This is a genomic window from Candidatus Poriferisodalis sp., from assembly GCF_965219595.1.
Taxonomy (GTDB): Bacteria; Actinomycetota; Acidimicrobiia; order Acidimicrobiales; family Poriferisodalaceae; genus Poriferisodalis.
Genome location: NZ_OZ244781.1, coordinates 2,709,747 through 2,732,165, shown reverse-complemented (window position 1 = coordinate 2,732,165; position 22,419 = coordinate 2,709,747). Strand labels below are relative to the sequence as shown.

Sequence of the window (22,419 nt, the reverse complement as noted above, 5' to 3'; positions counted from 1 at the left end):
GAATGCGTGCTCTTGACGACGCTCACACTCGACAGGATGATCGAGGTGCTCGATTAGTCGGTCCCAGCAAGTTAGCTGCGCGTGCGTCCCTGATTCGACCTCACCGCTGGTTATGAAGCAGCGCTCGGCAGCCGTAAGCCATTCACGGCTCTCGCAGCGGTTAGGTATCGAGCTCGGCCAGCCCCCCGGGGCCGAGCCGGCCGGTGTCGCGATAAGCCGCGAGCTTGTCCCTGCTGTCGGCTATGTCCAGGTTCGCCATGGTGAGCTGCCCGATGCGGTCGCCTGGGCCGAACGCTGCGTCCTCGACTCGTTCCATCGACAGTCGATCTGCCGCGTAGGTGAGCGCAGGGCCGGTCGTGTCGAGCACCGAGTAGTCATCGCCACGGCGCAGCCGCAGCGTGACCTCGCCCGAAACGGACGAGCCCAGCCAGCGCAGCAGCGAGTCGCGCAGCATCAGCGCCTGGGGGTCGAACCAGCGGCCCTCGTACAGCAGCCGACCCAGACGGCGGCCCATCGTGCGGTAGTTGTCGAGTGTGGCTTCGTTGTGGATCGCTGACAGCAGCCGCTCATACGCGATGTGCAGCAGCGCCATGCCCGGCGCTTCGTAGATGCCACGCGATTTGGCCTCGATGACGCGGTTCTCGATCTGGTCGCTCATGCCGAGTCCGTGGCGCCCGCCGACGGCGTTGGCTTCCAGCACCAGCGCAACGTGATCGCTGCCCTCTGCGTCTGATGCCGAGAACTCCCGCCCACCGATGGCAACAGGCCAACCAGCCTCGAAGCGGATCGTGACGTCCTCAGCGTCGATTCCGACCGCCGGATCCCAGTGGGCGACGCCCATGATCGGCTCAACGATCTCCATCGACGTGCCCAAGTCCTCCAGCTGCTTGGCCTCGTGGGTGGCGCCCCAGATGTTCGCGTCGGTGGAATAGGCCTTCTCGGTGGGGTCCCGGTACGGCAGCCCGCGCGACACCAGGAACTCGCTCATCCCAGCCCGGCCGCCCAGCTCGTCCACGAACGCCGCGTCCAGCCAGGGCTTGTAGATGCGCAGCCCGGCGTTGACCAGCAGGCCGTAGCGGTAGAAGCGCTCGATGTCGTTGCCCTTGTACGTCGAGCCGTCGCCCCAGATGTCCACGCCGTCTTCGGCCATCCCTGCCACCAGCATCGTGCCAGTCACCGCCCGGCCCAGCGGCGTGGTGTTGAAGTACGTGCGGCCGGCTGTCGAGATGTGGAACGCGCCGCATTGCAGCGCCATCAAGCCCTCTCGCACCAGTTCCGCTCGGCAGTCCACCAAGCGTGCTGCGTGGGCGCCGTAGTCGAGTGCCCGCTGTGGCACACCCGACAAGTCGGGCTCGTCGTACTGGCCCAGATCGGCCGTGTAGGCGCACACGAGCGCGCCGCGCTCGTTCATCCACGCCACCGCTGCAGAGGTGTCGAGCCCGCCGGAGAACGCGATGCCGACCCGCTCCCCCACGGGGAGCTCGGCCAGCACGCGCGAACCGCCAGCAGATGCAGGTCCAGTCGACATAGGCCACAACGGTACGGCTTTCGACTGCCACATCGACTGTGCTTTTCGGCGAACCCCACGCTGCCGTTCACTGCGTTCTGATCGCGCTGCGCGTACGCTCCGCCACGAAGGGGTGACTCATGAGCGACAGCGAGGCAACAGGCACCACGAACGGCACTGCCACCGGCCAATCCATAGCCGAGCTGCTGAGCGACATGGTGCGCATTCCCAGTGTCAACCCGATGCACCACGGGCCGCGCTCGGGCACTGTTGCCGAGGCCGATATGGCCAACTGGGTGGCCGAACGAGCAGCAGCGTTGGGCGCCGAGGTTGAGCTCGACGAGATCGAGCCCGGGCGTCCCAACGTGTATGCCCGCTTCACCGGCCGCACCGAGCGCATGCTGGCCATCGACGTGCACCTCGACACCGTTGGTGTCGAGCACATGGAGGGCGATCCCTTCGAGGGCCGGATCAGCGAAGGTCGGGTCTGGGGGCGAGGATCGGTCGACACCAAAGCGACGATGGCCGTGGTGCTCGCCGTACTGGCCGAGATGGCTGCCGCCGGTCAGCAGCCGATGTGCACGGTCGAGCTGGTCGGCACAGTCTCCGAGGAAGGCGGCGGCCTGGCCGGCGCCGGGGCATACCGCGACCGCCTGCTGGAGCGCAACGAGCGCCGCGAGCAGATCGTCGTCGCCGAGCCGACAATGTGCGTGCCGGTGTACGGCCACAAGGGCGGGCTCGGCCTCGAAGTCGAGGTCGAGGGGCGTGCAGCGCACTCCTCCAAACCCCACCTGGGCATCAATGCGCTGTCCGCCGGCGCCCGCATCATCGCCGCCATTGATGCCGAGCAAGAGCGCTTGGCGAACCAGCGGGATGTCGGTGTGCTCGGGGCTGGCACGGTGTCGGTCAACGAAATGGGAGGCGGGCGGGCCCGCAACATCATTCCCGACCATTGCGAGTTGTACATCGGCAGGCGCATCGCCGACGGCGAGGACTACCGAACCGAACTCACCCGCCTCACCGACTTGGTGCGCGCCGCAGCGCTGCCCGCGCGGGTGAAGGTGGAGCTGGCGAACGGCTTGGGCGAGAACGCGTTCTTTCAAGCCCCCGGGAGCGACTTGGTCACCGCCCTGGCGGAGATGTCAGGCCACGGCCCGGCCGTGGCCGACTTCGGCACGAATGCGCTGCGCTACGGCGAGGTGGCCGACCAGATCGTGGTGTTCGGCCCGGGTTCCATCGATCAGGCCCACCAGGCGACCGAATGGGTGGAGATCGCAGAGCTCGAACGCGCAGCCGACGTCTACCGCCAACTGTTCGCCCGTTGAGGCTGAGCCGAGGGTGAAGCCGTGGCCCGAGCGGCCCGTGAGCCCGTGTCCAATTGAAATTGGGAACAAGAGCGGGCAGCGCAGCGCGAAGCTGTGGCCCGATCAACTGGCGCGGGCCGAGATGAATACCGGGATCTCGCGATCTGTCTTGGCTTGGTACTCCGCGTAGGGCGGGAACGCTTCGACGCACCGTTCCCACCACGCCTCACGCTCGGCCCCGCTGATGAGGCGCACCGTGGTCTCGAATGGCTCAGGTCCGTCCTGGATGAGCACCGCCGGGTCTGCCATCAGGTTGTGGTACCAGCCCGGATGCGCCGGGGCGCCGCCCTTGGAGCCGACGATCGCGTACTCGCCCTCGTGCTCCACGCGCATCAGCGGCACCTTGCGCACGAGGCCGGTGCGGTGCCCGACGGTCGTCATGACGATGATCGGCAGCCCGGTATCGCGCAGCGTGTTCGCCTCGGTGCCCGAAGAGGCCTCGTACACATTGGCCTGCTCCTTCACCCAGTCCCAGGTGCTGGGTCCGTATTCGCCGTCGAACTTCTCGCTGTGTGCCATGCCGGGCAATCTACGGCAGTACGCCACGGCTTCGCCTGAGGCTCTTCCGCTGGGCATCGCGCCGAAATGCGTTCGCCTGACAGGTGTGCTGCACGCCTACGATCCACAGCGTGCAGATCATGTCCGCGCTGTTCATCGAGCACTTCGACATGCGCCAGGCCGCGGGCGGCGCGGCCCGCATCGATCTGGGCGGCGTTCACTTCTCGATGGCGGCTCCCGGCCCGTTCCCGGTGACCATCACGCCGCACATGCTCGTGCTGGTGCGCTGCGGGGCCTCGCACACCGGATTGGCGGCGCTGGAAGTGAGGTTCATGCGCGGCGACGAGCAGATGGCGCGCAACGTGCAGCCGCTCAGCGTCGAGCCCGGCAAGTTCGGTTACAACCTCGTGCAGGCCGAGCTGACCTTCGACGAGCCGTCGACGATCGAGGCCCACTGCCGCGTTGACCAGGGCGAGGTGCTGATCGTTCCCCTCACCATGAACCCGCCCGCCGACGAGCCCGAGCCGCCGACGGCAGGGCCGGCCGCGGGCGGCTGGACCGGCACGCCTGCACAGCAGGACAGCTAGGCGGGCCGGGCACGCATGCCGTTCACCGTCGGCTTCTCCCAGCACGCCGATCCCGGCATCGCGACCGGCGAGATCGTGGGGCGGGTGCTCGAGACGCTGGGAGTGCAGCCCGACGTCGCCGTGCTGTTCACCTCCGGCGAACACATGGGCAACACCGATGAGATTGCCGCGGCAGTGGTCGAGCTGCTGAATCCCGGTGCATTCATCGGCACGACGGCGGTCTCGGTGGCGGCGGGCGAGCGCGAGATTGAGGAAGAGACCGCTGCCGTGCTGTGGGTGGGCAGCTTGGGCGGCAGCAATGCGCCGCGGGCGCGTGCGGTCCGGCTGGGCGCGGTACCCGATCCGGTTGCTGACGACGAAGCGCTCGCAGCCGCACTCGACGAAGTGCACGCCGCCGGCGATCTCTCGATGGTCGTGCTGGCCGACCCGTACTCCTACCCCGTCGATGCCGCCCTCGGGCATTGGGCAGAGCGCTGGCCCGACGTGAGCGTGCTGGGCGGACTGTCGTCTGGAGCACCGATGCCGGGCGGCAACCGCATAGTCGTGGACGGCAGCGTGCACCGCGACGGCGCTGCGGCCCTGATCGTGGGCGGCAGCGCGAACGTGACGCACCTGGTCTCGCAGGGGTGCCGACCCATCGGCCAGCCCTACATCATCACCGAGGCGGAGGGCAACGTGGTGAAGTCGCTCGGGGGCATGCCGCCGTTCGAGCGGCTGCAGCAGGTGTTCTCCAAGCTCGATCCCGCCGACCAGCGCCTCGTGCAGCGAGGGCTGCACGTGGGCCGGGTGACCGACGAGCGCAAGATCGACTTCGAGCGCGGCGATTTCCTGATCCGCGGTGTGCTCGGCGCAGACCGTGACAGCGGCGCCATCGCCATCGGCGACGAGGCGCCGATCGGCGCGACGGTGCAGTTTCATGTGCGCGACGCCGTAACTGCCGACGAAGACCTGCGCGCCGCTCTCGCGCACTCGCCGCAGACCGAAGGCGCCCTGCTGTTCACCTGCAACGGCCGGGGCACCCACCTGTTCGACGCGCCCCATCACGACGCGGCTGCGCTCGCGGACCACACGTCGGCTGAGGTGGCCGGCATGTTTTGTGCCGGCGAGATCGGCCCGGTCGGCGCCCGCTCGTACGTGCACGGTTTCACCGCTTCGATGGCGCTGTTCTCCGACGCCGATGGGCAATGATGAGCCGAGCGTCATGAACACCACCCTCGAAGCACGTCAGATCAACACGATCCGGGCACTGGCGATGGACGCCGTGATGCGTGCCCGCAGCGGCCACACCGGCACGGCGATGGCGCTGGCGCCCCTGGCGCATGTGCTGTTCAGCCGCATCCTGCGCTATGACGCCGCAGCGCCAGATTGGCCCGACCGCGACCGGTTCATCCTGTCGGCCGGCCACGCCTCGATGCTCGTCTACGCCATGGCGCACCTGGTGGGCTACGGCGTCACGCTCGACGACATCCGAGACTTCCGCCAGCTTGGATCGATCACGCCCGGCCACCCCGAGTACGGCCTCACGCCCGGCGTGGAGGTCACCACCGGTCCATTGGGACAGGGCTTCGCCAACGCCGTCGGCATGGCGATGGCCGAGCGCGGCCTGCGTTCCCGCCTGGGCGCCGACTTGGTGGACCATCGCACGTTCGTGATCGTCAGCGACGGCGACCTGATGGAGGGCATCAGCCACGAGGCAGCATCGCTCGCCGGCCACCAGCAGCTCGGCCGCCTGGTTGCCGTCTACGACGACAACCACATCACGATCGACGGCACCACCGAACTGGCGCTCAGCGACGACGCCGCTCGTCGCTTCGAGGCGTACGGCTGGCACGTTGCCGACCTCGGCGAGGCCGCCGAAGACACCGACGCTCTCGAGCGAGCGATCCGCGAGGCCACGCTGGTCAACGATCGTCCCTCGATGATCATCGTCCGCAGCCACATCGGCTTTCCGATGCCCTCAGCGGCCGACACGTCGGCAGCGCATGGCGCGATCACCGACGCCGAGGAGATCGCTGCGGCCAAGCGGGCCATGGGCATGGACCCAGAAGCGACGTTCGTGGTCGACGACGACGTGGTGCAGGCCTACAGGTCAGCCGGCGCACATGGCGCAACCGAGCGCGTCGAATGGGAGGCTCGGCTCGCAGCCAGCGGCCACGATCGCGGCTGGCTCGAAGCGCTCTGGTCGGCCGGCGCAGTGAACGGCGAGATGTCCGATCTTCCGACCTTCGAAGCCGGCACCCAGATGGCCACCCGGGTCGCGGCCAATCGCGTGCTCGACGCATCGCTCGACACCGTGCCCGCCCTCATCAGCGGCGGCGCCGACCTCACCGGCAACACCGGTACCAACGTGACCGCCGAGGTGCTGTCGGCCGCCAATCCGAGCGGGCGCAAGCTCTACTTCGGCGTCCGCGAGCACGCTATGGGGGCAGTCGCCAACGGCATGGCGTTGCACGGCGGCGTGCTGCCGGTGGTCGGCACCTTCCTGGTCTTCAGCGACTACATGCGCCCCGCGGTGCGGCTGGCAGCCCTGAGCGGCGCCAAGACCGTCTTCGTGTGGACGCATGACTCCATCGGCGTGGGAGAGGACGGGCCCACCCACCAGCCGGTCGAGCACGTCGCCTCCCTGCGGGCCATTCCGGGCCTGTGCGTGATCCGGCCCGCCGACGCCAACGAGATTTCCCAGGCGTGGCAGATCGCAGTCGAGCGAGACGGCCCCACCGCGCTGGTGCTGACACGACAGAACGTCCCCGTGCTCGACGGCACCGACCGACCGTCGCAGGTCGCCCTGGGCGCCTACGTGCTGATCGACACGCCGGCGCCGGCGGTGATCTTGGCGGGCACCGGCAGCGAGGTGCAGTGCTGCACAGACGCCGCCGCATTGCTCGCCGCGGACGGCATCGCCAGCTCTGTGGTGTCGATGCCGAGCTGGGATCTCTTCGAGGCCCAAGAGGCCGAGTATCGAGCCGCCGTGTTCCCCCCGGGCGTCCCGGTGCTCGGCGTGGAGGCGGGCTCGGCGATGGGCTGGGACCGCTACGCCGACGCCACCGTCACCATGAACCGGTTCGGCGCCAGCGCGCCGGGCGGCGACCTCATGGATCACTTCGGATTCACCGCACCGGCCATCGCCGACGCAGCCCGCGCACTGCTGTAGAACCTGAGCAGGCACGCGCACAGAGAGACTCCCATGACCGACGGCGGCAACGGCAGCACCACGAACGGACGCCTGCGAGGGCTGTACTCCGAGTGTGGGCAGAGCCCGTGGCTCGACAATCTCCGCCGGGGCTGGATCACCGGCGGCGAGCTGGACGCCTGGGTCGAACAAGGCATCCGCGGCCTCACGTCGAACCCGTCGATCTTCCAGAAGGCCATCGAGTCGTCGCCCGACTACGACGAGCAGTTCGGTGACCTCGTGTGCGGCGGCACTTCGGTTGACGACGCGTACTGGCAACTGGTCACCAGCGACATCCGGGGCGCCCTGAGAGCGCTCGAAGGAGTGCACACGGCGTCGGGCGGCACCGACGGGTTCGTGTCGGTCGAGGTGGACCCGTCGCTCGCGCACGATGAGGCGACCACTGCTCAGGCTGCCCGGGAGCTGCACGAGGCCATCGCACGGCCGAACCTGATGGTGAAGATCCCCGGCACCCTCGAGGGTCTCGGCGCCGTTCGCCAGATGATCGCCGAGGGCCACAGCATCAACGTGACGCTGATCTTCTCGGTGGCTCGCTACGAGCAGGTGGCCGAGGCCTACCTGAGCGGGCTCGAGGACCGAGTTGCCACCGGCGTCGCCGACCTGTCGGGCGTGGCCAGCGTGGCGTCGTTCTTCGTGAGCCGCACCGACACCGAGGTCGACCGCCGGCTCGACTCGGTGGGCACGCCCAGCGCTCTGGGCCTACGGGGTCGCACCGCCGTGGCGCAGGCCCAGGCCGCCTACGGCCGCTTCGGCGAGATCTTCAGCGGGCCCCGCTGGGAACGCCTCGCTGCGCTCGGGGCCCAGGTGCAGCGGCCGCTGTGGGCGTCGACCAGCACCAAGAACCCGGCCTACCCCGACACGCTGTACGTCGACGAGCTCATCGGCCCGCACACCGTCAACACGATGCCCGACGACACCCTGGCGGCCTTCTGCGATCACGGCAAGCTGCGCCGCACCGTCGATGCCGACCAGACCGCTGCCAACTACGTGCTTGATGCCGTCCAGGAGCACGGCATCGATCTCGACGGCGTCGCCGACACGCTCGAGGCGCAGGGCGTCGCCGCGTTCACGAAGAGCTTCGACGAGCTGCTGGTGTCGCTGCAATCGAAGGCCGATTCGCTCGCCTGACGGCTCCACCGGCGCTGCACAGACGCCAGAGCAGCGGAGGCGGCAGGAGACTCTGCGACGTGGCGACCTGCTGGATCGCGGGAGCAGAGGGTTCTGCCGCCTCGGCTGCGGGCGCACTCAGTCTCCGGGCGCCAAGGCGTGATGAGTCAGTTGAATGCAGGTCGGTTGCAAACCGAAACTGACTGCCGTAGTGTGCGCGGCCGTGAAGACCGCCACGACGGGCCAGCCGAGCTGTTCCATCCAGGCAACCCTCGACATTGTTGGCGATCGCTGGACGCTGCTCATCCTGCGTGACCTGTTCCGTGGGGTGCGCCGCTTCAGCGCCATGCAGCACGACCTCGGCATCGCTCGCAACATGCTGGCCGACCGGCTCGGCCGTCTCGTCGACGCGGGCGTCGTGGCCAAGGAGCCCTACCAGCACCGACCGGTCCGGTACGACTACGTGTTGACAGCCAAGGGCCTCGACCTGTCAAACAGCCTGCTCGCGCTGATGGCCTGGGGCGACCGCTGGTGCCACGACGGCGATGCGCCCACGGTGCTGGTGCACGCCGACTGCGGGACACCGCTGGAGATCGCGACGCGGTGCCCCGCCTGTGACGAGCCGGTCAGCCCCACTCGCATCCGCAGCCGGTCCAGTCGCAGCGAAGAACTCGTCGCGGCCGCGACCGTCACGACCTTTCAACAGCAGCCCACGAACGGAGGGGCCCTGTGACCATCATCGAACCGTCGCACAGCGTGGATGACCCGGCGGCAAACGGAGCATCGCCCAACGGCACAGCCGTGGCCCCGCAGCCCTCGGCCGAATCGCTGGAACTCGCAGCGCTGCCGCTCGGCGAGCTTGCCGAGCTGGCAGCGGCCGTGCGCGACCAGGCGTTCGGCACCCGGGTGACCTACAGCCCGAAGGTGTTCATCCCGCTGACCATGCTGTGCCGCGACAAGTGCGGCTACTGCACGTTCGCACAGCCTCCCGCACGGCTCGACACGCCGTACCTCACGCCCGAGCAGGTGCTGGAGATCGCCGCCAGCGGCGCCCGGGCGGGCTGCCACGAAGCGCTGTTCACCCTCGGCGAGCGCCCCGAGCTGCGCTACCCCGCAGCGGCAAACTGGCTTGCCGAGCACGGCTGGGATTCCACCGTCCACTACCTGGTCGAGATGTGCCGCCTCGTGCGCGACGAGACCGGGCTGCTCCCCCATGCCAACCCGGGCGCCATGACCGCCAGCGAGCTGGCCGCGCTGCGCGAGGTGTCGCCCAGCCAGGGGATGATGCTGGAGTCGCTGAATCCACACCTCGACTGCCACCGGGGATCGCCCGACAAGGAACCGGCCCGCCGGCTCGGCACGCTCGAAGCCGCCGGCGAGCTGGCGATCCCGTACACCACCGGGATCCTCGTGGGCATCGGCGAGTCGCTTGCCGACCGGTTGGCGGCGCTCGAAGCCATCGCCGCGAGCCACGCTCGCTGGGGCCACATCCAGGAAGTGATCGTGCAGAACTTCCTGCCCAAGGCGGGCACGTCCATGCACAACATGCCCGCATGCCCGCCCGACGAGTATGCGCAGGCAATCGCGCTGGCACGACTGATCCTGCCGGCCGACATCCACTTGCAGGCACCGCCAAACCTCACCGAGGACTTCGGTGGCCTGCTGGACTGCGGCATCGACGACTGGGGCGGCGTCTCGCCGATCACTGCCGACCACGTCAACCCCGAGCGTCCGTGGCCGGCGCTCGATCGCCTGCGGGAAGTCACCGAGGCACGCGAATTCACGCTCGCTCCCCGGCTCACGGTCTACCCGGAGTTCGCACTGCAGCCCGAGCGCTGGCTGGCCGAGACCAACCGGTTCCCGGTGATGGACCGCTCCGATGCCGAGGGTCTCGGCCGTGACGATCCCGGCGGCCAGATGCCCGAGCGCACCATGGAGAATCTCAACGCCGGCTCCGGCGCGGATGTGCTGGTGGCCGACGAGAACTCAACCCAGTGGTACTCAGGCGGCGCCGGTCACCTGCCCACCGACATCATGGGCGGCCCGTCGCATGCCCGCGGCGCCGTGCGCGAGGTGCTCGACGGCGTAATGGCTGGCCAGCAAGTCGGCCACGATGAGATCGTCACGCTGTTCTCTGCACGAGGACCCGAGGTGGTAGCCATCGGCGAGGTGGCCGACGAGCTGCGCCGCGAAGTCGTGGGCGACATCGTGACCTGGGTGCACAACCGCAACATCAACTACACGAACGTCTGCACGTTCAAGTGCAAGTTCTGCGGCTTCTCCAAGGGACCCCTGTCGCTGAACCTGCGGGGCACGCCCTACATGCTGACGCTGGCCGACATCCAGGAGCGGGTGATCGAGGCCGCTGAGCTAGGCGCCACCGAGGTGACCCTGCAGGGCGGCATCCACCCCAGCTTCGACGGCGACTACTACATCGACGTCTGCCGGGCCATCCACGATGTCGTGCCCGACATGCACCTGCATGGGTTTACGGCTCTCGAGGTCATCGAGGGGGCCAAGCGGCTCGGCGAATCGCTCGTCGACTACCTCATGCGGCTCAAGGAGGCCGGGCTGAAGTCGTTGCCGGGTACCGCGGCGGAGATCCTGGACGATTCGGTACGCGCGGTGCTGTGTCCCGACAAGATCAACACCGCCGAGTGGCTCGAATGCCATGAGGCGGCGCACGCCGTGGGCCTGCACTCCAACATCACGATCATGTTCGGATCGATCGAGCATCCGGAGAACTGGGCCAACCACATCGTTGCCACCCGCGAGCTGCAGAAGCGCACGGGTGGGTTCACCGAGTGGGTGCCGCTGCCGTTCGTGCACATGGCCAGCCCCATCTACCTGCGCAAGGGTGCCCGTCGGGGTCCGACCTTCCGGGAGACCCTGCTGATGCACGCCGTGCCGCGGATCGCCTACCACGGGCTCATCGACAACATCCAAGTGTCGTGGGTGAAGATCGGGCCGCCGGGCGCCCAGCAGATCCTGCGGGCAGGTGCCAACGACATGGGCGGCACGCTCATGGACGAGAACATCTCGCGTGCTGCGGGCGCGCAGCATGGCCAAGGGCTCACCGAGCAGGACTTCCGGGATATCGCGGAACCCCTCGGGCGTCGCACCCGCCAGCGTCTCACCGGCTACGAGAACGCCGACGGCGCACCGGAGGTGCGGAGCCGCATCCTGCGGCCCACCGACAACGCCACCGACCGCAAGCTCATTCCGCTCGAATCGCTCGGCAGTCGCGTCTAGCGACTGCGCAATGCGACAGCAGTCGCGTCGAAGCAGCCGTTCGGGTGGGGCGTACGCTGCGCCTGAGATGAAGTCTTCTGTCTCGCGCTCCGTCGCAGCGGGTGTTCTGCTCGTTGGCGTCGCGCTCATTGTCTGGACCGCTGTCGACGAGCCCGAGGACGAGCTGAGTGTCGCCGAGACCGTGGGCACGCCGGCGGTGACGTCGCAAGCGGAACCCAGCGAGGCATCGCTGACGACGGCTGCAGTTGAGACCGCGCCGGTCGAGGCCGCAGCGACGGCGACTGCTGCCCCGGTGCCGACAACGACCGAGGCACTTGAGCCGATCCCGGTGCTGGGGACTGCGTTCACCCTCAGCAAGCTCGACGGGTGGCTGAACACCGGGGCCAGCTCGTTGGAGGAGATCCGGGCGAGCAACGAGATCACTGTGGTGCAGTTCTGGACGTTCGGCTGCCGGAACTGCAAGAAGACACTCGATGCGCTGGCCCTGTTGCATGCCGACTTTCGGGATCGAGGGGTGGAGGTTGTCGGGGTCCATTCACCTGAATTCGGCTATGAGGCCAACGTCGACAACATCATCGAGGCCGCAGCCGAACTCGGCGTGGTCTGGCCGATCGCGCTCGACACCACCAAGTACAACTTCCACGTCTGGCAGGAAGGCCCCACCGGCTACTGGCCCCGCGTCTACATCATCGACAGCGACAATCAGATCCGCTTCGATCGGCGCGGCGACGGCGCGCACACCTACCGGGAGCTCTACGCAACCGTCGAGCGACTCCTCGCCCAAGAGAACACATAGGCAGGCCAGTCCGTCGTGAAAACCATCTTCGACACCCTCACCGAGGGCATCGGGGTGATCACGTGGGCCTGCACGCTCACGGCCCTGGTGCCGGGGCTGGCGCTGGTGTTCGTGGCCCGCAGGGCGCGTCTCACGGTGGCGCTGTACTACACCGCAGGCGCTGCGTTCCTGGCCTGGGCGCAGGCCGCCGGGCACTGGTGGGTCTCGGCGCGAGGTGCGGCCGTAGTGATCGCGGGCATCGTCGCCGCCGGCACCTACGTGGCGGCGTGGCGGGCGCCTGGCCATTCGTCGCCGCTCGCCACGGGCGCGGGCCTCGTGGGCGGCGCGTTAGCCGGTTGGCTGTGGCGGCCCTGCGTCGGCGAACTCCTCGGCGACATCCTCAACGACGCCTCCACCGCCGGCCCACGCACGCTCGGGCTCATGTTCATCTACATGGTCGGCGTCTTGCTGCCGCTGCTGCTCATTGCCACCGCTCCCTACGCGGTGCCGGCTGTCGGCAGGGTGCTGGACCGGTTGCCATTCGCCATCGCCGGCGCCGCGGTCGGCGCGATCTACGCCGTGGCCTTGGCTATAGGCCAGTACGACGATCTCATCGGCGAGCTCTACCGCATCTCGGCTGGCTACTGAGCAGCCAGCCCGGCCGGGGCCGCTCGTGGACGTCTAATCGTCGAACGGCTCTGACGCTCCCATCGACTCCCGCAGGATCGAGGCTGCCTTGTGCGTGGCACGACGAGCCCGCGTGACGCTGCGCTCGAGCCGGGCGCGCTGGTCGCTGGTGTCAGCATCGGCGAGAGCGCCCTGCAGCAGCTCGATGCTGAGCTCGGCGAGTCGCTCGGCCGTGTCGTCGAGGCGGTCTGCCAGCTCAGCGATCTCGTCATTCATGCCGGCGCGCCGCCATCCAGGTGCTCGGCCACGATCTCCAGCGGGTAGCGAACGTCGAGGCCCGCGGCTTGCAGGTGCAGCGTGCATCCGGGGTTTGCGCTGGCGATAACGCTCGCACCTGTGCGCTCGATGGCGGCCACCTTGCGCTCCCGTACTGCTCCGGCAACCTCAGGGTGCTGCTGGGAATAGGCGCCGCCTGCGCCGCAGCACAGACCGTCATCGTCCAGCTCGACGACATCGAAGAACCGGCTGAGCACCGTGCGTACCGGCAGGTGCGCCTGCTGGACGTGGCGCAGATGGCACGGGTCTTGCACTGCGATCCGCGGACGTTGTGCCCGGCTGCCCGCGCCCTCCGGCAGGTCGTCGACCCGTGCAGCCAGCCATTCGTGCACATCCTGCACGCGTCCTGCGAACTGGCGGGCCTCTTCGGTGCCCAGCAGGAGACCGTATTCCTTCATGGTGGCACCGCAGCCTGCCGAGTCGATCAGGATCGGAGCTTCACCGGGCAGCGCCGCCATCACCTTTTGCGCGAGGCGCCGGGTGTCGGAGGCCAAGCCCGCGTGGAGGTGCAGCGAGCCGCAGCAGGCGGCCCCCGCCGGCGGCAGAGCGACACCGGCACCGGTTGCCTCGATCACGGCCTGCACGGCCCGGTGGGTGTCGCGCATCCACGCGTCCATGACGCATCCGGTGAACAGCCAGACATCGTCGCCGCTGGCAGTGAGCGGTGCCTGGCGCACCGGCACACGCGGCAGCGAGGCGGTCATGGCACCGAGTTGGCGAAATGGACGCACACGACCCAAGAGGCTCAACAGGCGTACCAGGCCGAGCCGCTGAGACAGCCCCAGCAAGCGTGACCCGAAGCCAAGCAAGCGGGGCATGCCGAGTGCGCGGTAGGCGAGCCGCCGCAGGCGCGGCTGATAGTTGGTCTGGGATGCCAGCGCCTCGCGGGTGGCTTCCATCATGTGGCCGTAGTGCACGCCGGCCGGGCAGGCCGTCTCGCAGCCACGGCACTGGATGCAGGCGTCCATGAACTCCACGAACGCGGCATCGGCCTCGCCCCGCTCGGCGGCATCGCGCATCATGGCAATGCGTCCCCGCGGCGATGCCGATTCCTCACCGGTCACGCGGTAGGTCGGGCAGTGCGGCAAGCACATGCCGCACGCCACACACGAAGCGAGCGTGTCGCTGTCGATATCGAGCTGCAGCGGAAACGTACTCGCTGTGCTCAACGGTTCACCCACGGGGCTCACCATGGCCTCCGGCCGGGGTTGAGCCGGTTGTCGGGATCCAACCGTTGTTTGAGCTGGTCCATCAGCACAGCATTGGCCGGCGCGACCGGTGCAGCCGGCACTGGTTCGTGCCGATGCACCAGACCGATGCCGATCTCGGCCAGCCACTCGCCTCCGGAGCCGGCCAGCGCTCGCAGGTCCGAGGGCCGCATCGACTCGCGCCCGGCTGCGGGGATCGGCGGCCCGCCATTGGCGACACAGAAGCCCAGCGGCTCGACCTTGGCAGCCTCTGCAGCCACGTCGGCCGGATCGCCCTCCAGCAGGATCCAAGTGTGCGATCCGTTCCACAGGATGCTGCTGGGCCGGTACAGCAGGTCCAACGCCGCGAAGGGGTCGCCGTCGCCCTCCAGCCATTGAGCGGCAGGCGGCACCGGCAAGGTCCGCAGTATCACCTCGGCCAGCAGACCGAGCGTTCCCAGCGAGCCCACCAGCAGGCGGGCCAAGTCGTACCCGGAGACGTTCTTCACCGTGGGACCGCCCGCAGTGACGACCTTGCCGGTTGCGTCAACGTGGCGGGTTTGCAGCACGAGATCGCGCACATGCCCGTAGCGAAGCCTCCGGTGTCCGCTGAAGCCGCACGCCAGTACCCCGCCCACGGTCGCCGCGTCGTCAGCCGGGTCGAGCGGCACCATCTGGCCGGTTTGAGCGAGATGCGCCGCCAGCTCGGTCACCGTCGTGCCGGCGCCGCAGCGAACCGTCATCTCCGACGGCTCGTGTTCCCACACGCCTGCAGGTGCACGGACCTTGCGCGTCCCCGCAAGCGGGGCGCCGCCGACGTCCCAATGAGTCTGTGCGCCCACCACCGTGACCGGATCGCTGATGCCGACTTCGCCGGCAAACGCAGTCACCTCCGCTGCAATGTTCGCAGCCAGGCTGGCCCCGGCATCGGCCGATCCGGTGCTCGCTGCTGCCGGCGTCGCGCCGGCGCTGTTGGGCTGCGAACTCACACCCAGGCACCTTCGGGCACATGCTGGTGGAACGAGTCGCTGCAGCGCGAGCCGGTCGGGATGATCTTGAGCGGGTTGGCGAGACCGTCGGGATCGAACGTCTCACGCACCACGTCCTGGGTGTACATGTCGTGGGCGCTGAACAGCATCCCCATGTAGTCGCGCTTCTCCAGGCCGATGCCGTGCTCGCCGCTGAGCACACCGCCGGCTTCGATGGAGGCAGCAACGATGTCACGGCCGGCTGCCTTGACCCGCTCGTCCACGCCGGGTTCACGCCGGTCGAACGCCAGGATCGGATGCAGGTTCCCGTCGCCGGCGTGGAAGACGTTGACGGCGATCAAGCCGTAGGCATCGGCGATGCGGTACACCTTCTCGAGCACCTCGGTGAGCTTCGAGCGGGGCACGACCGTGTCGTGGAGGTAGTAGTCGGGCTTGATCCGCGCGACGGCGCCGAAGGCGTTCTTACGGCCCTTCCACAGGAGCGCCCGTTCCTCGTCGTCGGCCGCAACACGCACATTGCCGACGTGGTGCTTGTGCGCCACATCGCGCACGATCTCCACGCCCGCTTCCACCCCACCCGGCAAGCCGTCCAGTTCCACCAGCAGCACCGCAGCGGCCCCGGTTGGGTAGCCAGCGTGGGCAAACGCCTCCACGATCTCGATGGCGCGCTGGTCCATCATTTCCAGCGCCGAGGGCACCAGCCCTGCGGCGATGATGGCGCTGACGGCCGCCGAGCCTTCGCTGACATCGTCGAAGTCGAGCAGCAAAGTCCGCACCGCTGGCGCGTTCGGCGTCAGCCGCACTGCGGCCTTGGTGGCGATGCCCATGGTGCCTTCAGAACCCACGAACAGACCGCGCAGGTCGAATCCCGCCGGCTCCGCCTCCACACCGCCCAAGATGGTGGTGTCGCCGGAGGGAAGCACCACCTCGAGCGCCGCGATGTGCGCCGTGGTCACGCCGTACGCCAGGCAGTGCGGCCCGCCGGAGTTGTTGGCGATGTTCCCGCCGATCGAGCAGACCTGCTGGCTCGAAGGGTCGGGGGCAAAGTGGAAGCCCTGGGGCGTCAATGCTCGCGACAAATCCAGGTTGAGCACGCCGGGCTCCACCCACGCCACTCGGTTGTCGATGTCAACCTCGATAATGCGGTCCATCTTCGCCGTGGCGATCACCACGGGCCTGCCGACGGGCACTGCGCCCCCGGCTAGGCCGGTGCCTGAGCCCCGCGCCAGGAACGGCCGGCTGTGGCGACGGCAGACACGCACGATCTGGGCTACTTCGGCAGCAGACTCGGGCAGGCACACGATCGCCGGCGGGCTGCCCTCGATCGAGCCGTCCCGGCTGTACAGGCCTCGTTCGAAGTCATTGTCGCGAGCCCGGTCGCCGAGCACGCCGCGCAGGTCAGCAAGCAGGGCCGCATCGGCCGCGTCGTCCCCAGAAGCCACGCCCCGACCGTACCCCACAAGCACCGCAGATCGACTTGGCAAAAGTCGGCTCGGCCAATGTCCCCGCTCTCGTGAGCTCCGCTCACGGGCCGCTCAGGCCCCGGCCTCCCAAGCTCGGCCTCGTAGGCTCGGCGCGGATGGCTTCTGATATCGGTGCGGGCCCCGATGGCTGGAGCCTGGGCCACGACACCCGGGAGTGGCTGTCGCTGGAAGATCCGCTTGAACACCGCACGTGGCTCTTCGATGTGACGTTCCTTGCCAGCGCCTGGACGTGTGTCTACGGCGCCGGCTGCCCCGGCATCGACATCGAACCAGCCCCCGAGCTGGCATTGGGCTGCTGCAGCCACGGTGCTTATCTCAACGGCGATGACGACCTCGCACACGTGCGGGAGATGATCGCCGAGCTCGACGCCGAGCTCTGGCAGCACCACCGTGATCCCGCCGAGGCACTCTGGCAGGACGGCGATGGCTGGTGGCGCACCCGAGTCGTCGACGGTGCGTGCGTGTTCGCGAACCGGGCCGATCACCCCGCAGGCGCCGGCTGCGCGTTCCACCTGCTGGCTGAGCGCACCGGCCGGCGGCCCATGGACACCAAGCCCGAGATCTGCTGGCAGGCGCCGCTGCGCCGCGAAGACCATGAGACCGTCACCGGCCACATCTACACGATGGTGCGGGAATGGGAACTGCGCGACTGGGGCGGCCCTGACACCGATGTCGCCTGGTGGTGCACCTCGGCGGCTCAGGCCCACGTCGGCAGCCAGCCCGTGTTCAGGGCGCTCTGCGACGAGCTGACAGCGATCTGCGGACCGGCGATCTACGCCGAGCTGCGCACGCAACTCGACCAGCGCGTCGCCTCAGCCCAGCTGCTCCCCCACCCAGCAGTCCGCCGCCGCGACGGCTAGTCAGGCGCTCTCGCGCTGCGGTGCCTCTTCGTCGGCTTCGGAATCGAAATCGGCGTACTTGGCCTCGAGATCCGAATAGTCGTCGTACTTGTCGGCAAGATGGCCGTACTGGTCGTCGGGAGCCGATTCCTCGTCGGCCATGTCACGGTCTCCGGGCTCCACCCCGAAACGGTCCGAGTTGTCGAAGTCGTAGTCCTCGATGGTGAAACGCTCCGCCGTGGCCCGCTGGAACTTGCGAGCCTCCTCATAGCGGCGATGTCGACCCTTCTTCACCGGCTGGCTCCTCGTGCTCGACTGCGAGGCCTCGCTTGCCTGCGTCCGGACATGCCCCCATCCGCGCCGGATAGGGCACCTGTGTTCTACGAAGTGCCCTGCCACCCTACCGTTTGAGGCACGGCGCTGCGTGTCATTCGCACTGTTCAGGCGCCCCGCCGGGCCGCGGCTCGAGCTGCAGGCCAGCCGACGGATCGAACGCGAGTGCAGCCTCCCCCGCCAGCAGCGACCTGATCCCATCGCCCACCACTTCGGCTCTCCAGCCCGAGCTCAGCTTCGAGGCCGGATCGCCCGCGAGCAGCGCGGCGATGTCCGAACGGGTCGCCAGCAGGCTGCGATCGATGCCCTCGGTGCGTGCCACCTCGTCCACCCAGGCGCCCACGAGCGGGACGGCCGGCTGCAGTGCCGCATCCACGTTGGGCCCCGCCGGCAGCGCGCTCGCTGGGATGTCGCCCGGCGCCATGTCGAGACCGCGCCGCACCTCAGCCATGATCCGGTCGCCGGCCGCGCCGCGGAACTGGCCGCCGTCCACCCCCCGCAAGCCGCCGAGGTCATCGATGCTGCGGGGGCGACGCTGAGCGATCGACAGCAGCGCCATGTCCGACAGCACGAAGCGCACCGGGATGTCCCGCTCGCTGGCCGTTCGCTCGCGCCAGGCAGCCAGCCGGTACGCGACCGCTCGCTGGGGCCCGCGCAACTGGCGCGCCCCCTTGATCCGGGTCCACGCTTGGGCAGGATCCGGCGGCGGACCGGGAGGTCGGCGCCACTGCTCGCACTCGTCGAGCGCCCATTGCCAGCGACCCCGCGCCGTCAGGCGGGAGCGCAACTCGTCAAGCAGGGGGATCAAGTACGCCACATCGTCGGCTGCGTAGCGCTGCTGGGCCGGTCGCAGCGGCCGCTCGAACCAGTCGGTCAGGCGGTTGCCCTTGGCCAGCCGCACGCCGAGCAGCCGGTCAGTCAGCGCCGACAGCGACGGTGTGCTCATGCCCAGAAAACCGGCGGCCACCTGTGTGTCGAAGAGCTGCGACGGGATGGCGTCGCACTCCTGGGACAGCACCTCGATGTCCTGCGCGCACGCGTGCATGACCATCAGGACATCAGCCGCCAGCACGGCGCCCAGCACTGCAACCTCGGTGGTGGTGGGATCGATGAGCGCGATCCGCTCGCCGAACGCAATCTGCACCAGCGCCAACTGCGGCCTGTAGCTGCGCTCACGGTGAAACTCGGTGTCCACGGCCACGCAGCCGGCGGTCAGCAGATCGGCGACCAGAGCGTCGAGATCCGCTTGCGTGTCCACCCACTCGTACGGTGATGCATCCCGGCGAGACGAGTCGCTGCGGCGCCGATCGCTGCGAGACGAATCATGGCGAGACGAGCTGCGGCGAGGTCGGTCACGCGGGGGTGCCATGCGGGTCAGCTCGCTCCCGGCTGGGCCGCTTCGCGAGCCGCCAAGATCGACTCGGCTGCGGCCAGATCGGCGGGCGTATTCACGTTCAGCACATCAGACGCTGCCACCGGCACAGTCGGAACGCTCTCGATGTCGAAAGCCTCCTTCGGTCCGCGCGCACCAGCCTGCATGCCCGCCTGCAACATCGAGAGCGATCCGCGGGCGTAATGGCCGATAAGCGGCTCCGGGCGGTCGCTGCGAGCCAGCACCACTGGCGCACCGGTACTGCGGGCGCGCTCGACCAGGGCGGCAAGCAGCTCGGCTGGCACCGTCGGCACGTCGGTCGGGCACACGAGCACATCGCCATGGCGCTCCAGCGCATCGATCAGGGCCGAGAGCGGTCCGGCATGTGGCGAGCTGTCGGGATCAGCCGCAAGCGGCAACGGCGGACTGCCGCCCTGCGCCACGACAGGGTTTGCTCCCGCGGCCGAAAGCGCATCGGCGACCCACAAGGCCAGCGGTCGGCCCGCCAGTTCCAGGCCGGCCTTGTCGATGCCCATACGCGTGGATGCGCCGCCGCACAGCACGACGCCGGCGGGCTTCACGCCTGCGGCCACTCACCCGTGGACGGCTCGCCTCCGGGGTCGAGCTGCATCAGGAAACCGGCGCACCGGTCGGCCTCATCGTGCTCGCCGATGGCGGCTGCGCACCGACCCAGGCCCAGCAGCGACCACAGGAAGCCAGTGTTGGTGTGCTCCGCCCAGCGGACGTAGCCGCTCCCCCGCCAGCCGGCGGCGCGAAGCGCGTCAAGTCCCCGGTGGTAGCCCACTCTGCAGTAGGCGTACGCCTCGATGTGGCGGCCCTCGCTCGCCGCCCAGCGCCCCAGTTCCGCCCAGGCCTCCAGCAGCCGCGGCCAGCGGGCGGCCACCGCCGATAGCGCAGCACCCCGTTCAGCCATTCGTAGAGCCATCGCCGCTTCCCATGCCGCGACGGCGGCGGGAGGGGCCGGATCCAGCACCGTCTCGGGCAGGCCGCCCGGGCGCAGGTCTATGGGTGTGGCCGCCATGCGTGGAACCTCATGAAGTGTCGTTCGAGCCACTTCGACTCTAGTGAGCGCCTTGGCGCCGGCCCGGGAGCGGTCCACGGGCGCTGCCAGCACGCTGCGTACTCTCTGTTGGAGTGCTGCCCGAATGGCTCGATGCCGACCGCCTCAGCATCGCTCTGGTCGGCGGGATCGCCGCATTGGCCGTGGCGGCCTTCGTTGCGCTCCGGCTGATACGCCGGCTAGTACTGGCCGTACTCATCGCGGTGGTGCTGATCGGCGGGGCAGCGGTGCTGGCCGTGCAATGGACCGGGCTGCGCGACTGCCAGGACACCTGCTCGTGCGAGGCCTTCGGCCGGACCGTGCAGGTACCCCAGAACCCGTTGTGCGGGCCTGACCGCATCGACCCCTCCCGAATCGACGTCGATATCGACATCGACACCGGTTAGCTGGGCTCAGCCTCTCAGGGCACGCGCATGGCGCGCAGGTTGTCGGTGGCGTGCGACTCAGGGCTCGAGCCCGACACCACCACCACCATGTCGCCGCTTCGCACCACGCCGGTGCGTGCGGCCGCGTGCACCGCCTCGAGTGCCGACTCGGCCGGGGTGAGGCGTTCGCCGAAGACCAGCGGGCGCGTCCCCCACGAAAGCGAGAGCTGCATCGCGGTGCGAGGCTCGGGCGTCAGGCCCAGCAGCGGCATCGACGGGCGGAACCGGGCCATGCTGCGGGCGGTGAACCCCGAGCGGCTCAGGCAGATGATGGCTTGAGCGCCCAGCTCGGTCGCCAGTCTCGACGCCGACTGGGTGATGCCGTCGGTCACCCGCAGGTAGTCGGCAGCACGTTCGTCCAGCCTGCGCACCGACAGCAGCCGGTTCCACCACGCCTCGTAGTCGAAGCGCTCGTCGGCTCGCTCGGTGATGCGGGCCATGGTGCGCACAGCGTTCACGGGATCGTGGCCGATGGCCGTCTCGCCGCTCAGCATCACAGCGGACGTTCCGTCGAACACTGCGTTGGCGATATCGGAGGCCTCCGCCCGTGTCGGCACCGGCGAGTGCAGCAGCGATTCCAGCATCTGTGTCGCGGTGATGGCCGGTCGGCCGTGTGCGACACAGGCCTCGATAATCCGCTTCTGCAAGTGCGGCAATTCCTCGATGTCGCACTCCGCACCCAGGTCGCCGCGCGCCACCATGACTGCCGAGGACGACTCGATAATCCCGTCAAGGTTCTCCACGGCGGCGTTGGTCTCGATCTTGGCCACCAGCAGCGGGCCGCGGGGGTGAGGCTCGACGCCCAAGCGCCGCATGTCATGTGCGGAGCGGACGAACGACAGCGCAACCATGTCGGTGCCCAAGTCGATGAACGTGTCGGCCAGCTTCAGGTCCTGCGGCGTCGGCGTGCTGATGCGCAGTTTGGACGAGTCGACATGCAGGCCCGGCCGGCCTTCGAGATGACCCCCGTGCAGGACGCGGGTCTTGAGGGCATTGGAGGCACGGTCCTCCACCACCAGCACCACGTTGCCGTCGCCGAACGACAGCTGGTCGCCAGGTCCCACGTCGGTCAGCAGTCCCTCGTAGTCGACCACGATCCGATCCGCCGTGCTGGCGTCTCCGTCGATGGCGAGCGACAGCACGGCCTCCTCAGTGACGTCGCAGCCGCCTTCGGGGAACGGCTTGCAGCGCACCTTGGGGCCCGGCAGGTCCACGAGGATCCCGATGTGCCGCCCGGATTCTGCCGATACGGCACGCAGCCGCCGGAAGGTCTCGACCTGCTCGTCGAGCGTGCCGTGGGCCAGCCCGAGACGCCAGACGTCGACGCCCGCTTCGATCATGGCCGTCATGGTCGCCTCGTCGTTGCAGGCTGGCCCGACGCTGGCGATGATCTTGGTCCGTCTTGCCATGTGCTACCACGGTACCGCTCCCGCCAGGGCAGTCAGCCATGGATTTTGCCCTCTAGG

Annotated in this window: 22 protein-coding genes; 11 read left to right on the top strand and 11 right to left on the bottom strand. The window is 68.8% G+C overall.

Going from position 1 to position 22,419, the window contains the following annotated elements:
* Positions 1-160 precede the first annotated feature (160 nt).
* Positions 161-1,528, bottom strand: a complete 1,368-nt coding sequence (gene argG / locus ACOQPE_RS12150; protein ID WP_420609166.1) for an argininosuccinate synthase — start codon at positions 1,526-1,528, stop codon at positions 161-163.
* A gap of 119 nt (positions 1,529-1,647) precedes the next feature.
* Between argG and ACOQPE_RS12145 the strand changes: the two genes are divergently transcribed.
* On the top strand, positions 1,648-2,832 hold the full coding sequence (locus tag ACOQPE_RS12145; protein WP_420609165.1) for a M20 family metallopeptidase: 1,185 nt from the start codon (positions 1,648-1,650) through the stop codon (positions 2,830-2,832).
* A 102-nt stretch (positions 2,833-2,934) separates the two neighbouring features.
* Here the strand turns inward: ACOQPE_RS12145 and ACOQPE_RS12140 are convergent, their stop codons facing one another.
* Positions 2,935-3,390: a nitroreductase family deazaflavin-dependent oxidoreductase gene (locus ACOQPE_RS12140; protein ID WP_420609164.1), complete on the bottom strand. Its 456-nt coding sequence runs from the start codon at positions 3,388-3,390 to the stop codon at positions 2,935-2,937.
* Positions 3,391-3,500: 110 nt separating this feature from the next.
* Here ACOQPE_RS12140 and ACOQPE_RS12135 point away from each other — a divergent pair, with 110 nt between their 5' ends.
* The 8 genes from ACOQPE_RS12135 (at position 3,501) to ACOQPE_RS12100 (ending at position 12,928) form a co-directional block, all read left to right on the top strand.
* The gene (locus ACOQPE_RS12135) at positions 3,501-3,956 is read left to right on the top strand and encodes a hypothetical protein (RefSeq protein WP_420609163.1); all 456 of its coding nucleotides are present in this window, start codon (positions 3,501-3,503) and stop codon (positions 3,954-3,956) included.
* 15 nt (positions 3,957-3,971) lie between these two features.
* Positions 3,972-5,144, top strand: a complete 1,173-nt coding sequence (locus tag ACOQPE_RS12130; RefSeq protein WP_420609162.1) for an FIST signal transduction protein — start codon at positions 3,972-3,974, stop codon at positions 5,142-5,144.
* Positions 5,145-5,157: 13 nt separating this feature from the next.
* Entirely contained in the window at positions 5,158-7,107 is a 1,950-nt protein-coding gene (gene tkt, locus ACOQPE_RS12125) for a transketolase (RefSeq protein WP_420609161.1), read from the top strand.
* Between the two features lie 33 nt (positions 7,108-7,140).
* Entirely contained in the window at positions 7,141-8,274 is a 1,134-nt protein-coding gene (gene tal / locus ACOQPE_RS12120; RefSeq protein ID WP_420609160.1) for a transaldolase, read from the top strand.
* A 202-nt stretch (positions 8,275-8,476) separates the two neighbouring features.
* On the top strand, positions 8,477-8,986 hold the full coding sequence (locus ACOQPE_RS12115) for a winged helix-turn-helix transcriptional regulator (RefSeq protein WP_420609159.1): 510 nt from the start codon (positions 8,477-8,479) through the stop codon (positions 8,984-8,986).
* A 68-nt stretch (positions 8,987-9,054) separates the two neighbouring features.
* On the top strand, positions 9,055-11,505 hold the full coding sequence (gene cofH / locus ACOQPE_RS12110; protein ID WP_420611390.1) for a 5-amino-6-(D-ribitylamino)uracil--L-tyrosine 4-hydroxyphenyl transferase CofH: 2,451 nt from the start codon (positions 9,055-9,057) through the stop codon (positions 11,503-11,505).
* Positions 11,506-11,572: 67 nt separating this feature from the next.
* Entirely contained in the window at positions 11,573-12,301 is a 729-nt protein-coding gene (locus ACOQPE_RS12105; protein WP_420609158.1) for a redoxin domain-containing protein, read from the top strand.
* 15 nt (positions 12,302-12,316) lie between these two features.
* Entirely contained in the window at positions 12,317-12,928 is a 612-nt protein-coding gene (locus ACOQPE_RS12100; RefSeq protein WP_420609157.1) for a hypothetical protein, read from the top strand.
* Between the two features lie 33 nt (positions 12,929-12,961).
* Here the strand turns inward: ACOQPE_RS12100 and ACOQPE_RS12095 are convergent, their stop codons facing one another.
* Genes ACOQPE_RS12095 through ACOQPE_RS12080 form a run of 4 tightly spaced genes read right to left on the bottom strand, consistent with a single transcriptional unit; the run spans position 12,962 to position 16,861 of the window.
* The gene (locus ACOQPE_RS12095; RefSeq protein WP_419856268.1) at positions 12,962-13,183 is read right to left on the bottom strand and encodes a hypothetical protein; all 222 of its coding nucleotides are present in this window, start codon (positions 13,181-13,183) and stop codon (positions 12,962-12,964) included.
* On the bottom strand, positions 13,180-14,412 hold the full coding sequence (locus tag ACOQPE_RS12090) for a (Fe-S)-binding protein (RefSeq protein WP_420609156.1): 1,233 nt from the start codon (positions 14,410-14,412) through the stop codon (positions 13,180-13,182). The genes ACOQPE_RS12095 and ACOQPE_RS12090 overlap by 4 nt, the downstream gene beginning before the upstream one ends.
* Before the next feature lie 17 nt (positions 14,413-14,429).
* Positions 14,430-15,419 carry an FAD-binding protein gene (locus tag ACOQPE_RS12085; RefSeq protein WP_420609155.1) on the bottom strand — a complete coding sequence of 330 codons (990 nt, stop codon included), beginning with the start codon at positions 15,417-15,419 and terminating at the stop codon, positions 14,430-14,432.
* Positions 15,416-16,861 carry an FAD-binding oxidoreductase gene (locus ACOQPE_RS12080; protein ID WP_420609154.1) on the bottom strand — a complete coding sequence of 482 codons (1,446 nt, stop codon included), beginning with the start codon at positions 16,859-16,861 and terminating at the stop codon, positions 15,416-15,418. Before ACOQPE_RS12080 ends, ACOQPE_RS12085 begins: the two co-directional genes overlap by 4 nt.
* A gap of 137 nt (positions 16,862-16,998) precedes the next feature.
* Between ACOQPE_RS12080 and ACOQPE_RS12075 the strand changes: the two genes are divergently transcribed.
* The gene (locus ACOQPE_RS12075) at positions 16,999-17,763 is read left to right on the top strand and encodes a hypothetical protein (protein WP_420609153.1); all 765 of its coding nucleotides are present in this window, start codon (positions 16,999-17,001) and stop codon (positions 17,761-17,763) included.
* Here ACOQPE_RS12075 and ACOQPE_RS12070 read toward each other — a convergent pair whose 3' ends face one another.
* From ACOQPE_RS12070 to ACOQPE_RS12055, 4 genes are all read right to left on the bottom strand, one after another.
* Complete coding sequence (locus ACOQPE_RS12070; protein WP_420609152.1) at positions 17,764-18,036, bottom strand: hypothetical protein; 273 nt, start codon at positions 18,034-18,036, stop codon at positions 17,764-17,766.
* Between the two features lie 133 nt (positions 18,037-18,169).
* Entirely contained in the window at positions 18,170-19,333 is a 1,164-nt protein-coding gene (locus ACOQPE_RS12065) for a ribonuclease D (protein WP_420609151.1), read from the bottom strand.
* Between the two features lie 116 nt (positions 19,334-19,449).
* On the bottom strand, positions 19,450-20,028 hold the full coding sequence (gene mobA, locus ACOQPE_RS12060) for a molybdenum cofactor guanylyltransferase (RefSeq protein ID WP_420609150.1): 579 nt from the start codon (positions 20,026-20,028) through the stop codon (positions 19,450-19,452).
* Positions 20,025-20,489 (bottom strand): DUF3151 family protein, encoded by a 465-nt coding sequence (locus tag ACOQPE_RS12055; RefSeq protein ID WP_420609149.1) that lies wholly within the window; start codon positions 20,487-20,489, stop codon positions 20,025-20,027. The genes mobA and ACOQPE_RS12055 overlap by 4 nt, the downstream gene beginning before the upstream one ends.
* Positions 20,490-20,602: 113 nt before the next feature.
* Between ACOQPE_RS12055 and ACOQPE_RS12050 the strand changes: the two genes are divergently transcribed.
* Positions 20,603-20,914, top strand: a complete 312-nt coding sequence (locus tag ACOQPE_RS12050; protein WP_420609148.1) for a hypothetical protein — start codon at positions 20,603-20,605, stop codon at positions 20,912-20,914.
* 14 nt (positions 20,915-20,928) lie between these two features.
* Here the strand turns inward: ACOQPE_RS12050 and pyk are convergent, their stop codons facing one another.
* Positions 20,929-22,362 carry a pyruvate kinase gene (gene pyk / locus ACOQPE_RS12045; RefSeq protein WP_420609147.1) on the bottom strand — a complete coding sequence of 478 codons (1,434 nt, stop codon included), beginning with the start codon at positions 22,360-22,362 and terminating at the stop codon, positions 20,929-20,931.
* Positions 22,363-22,419: the final 57 nt, after the last annotated feature.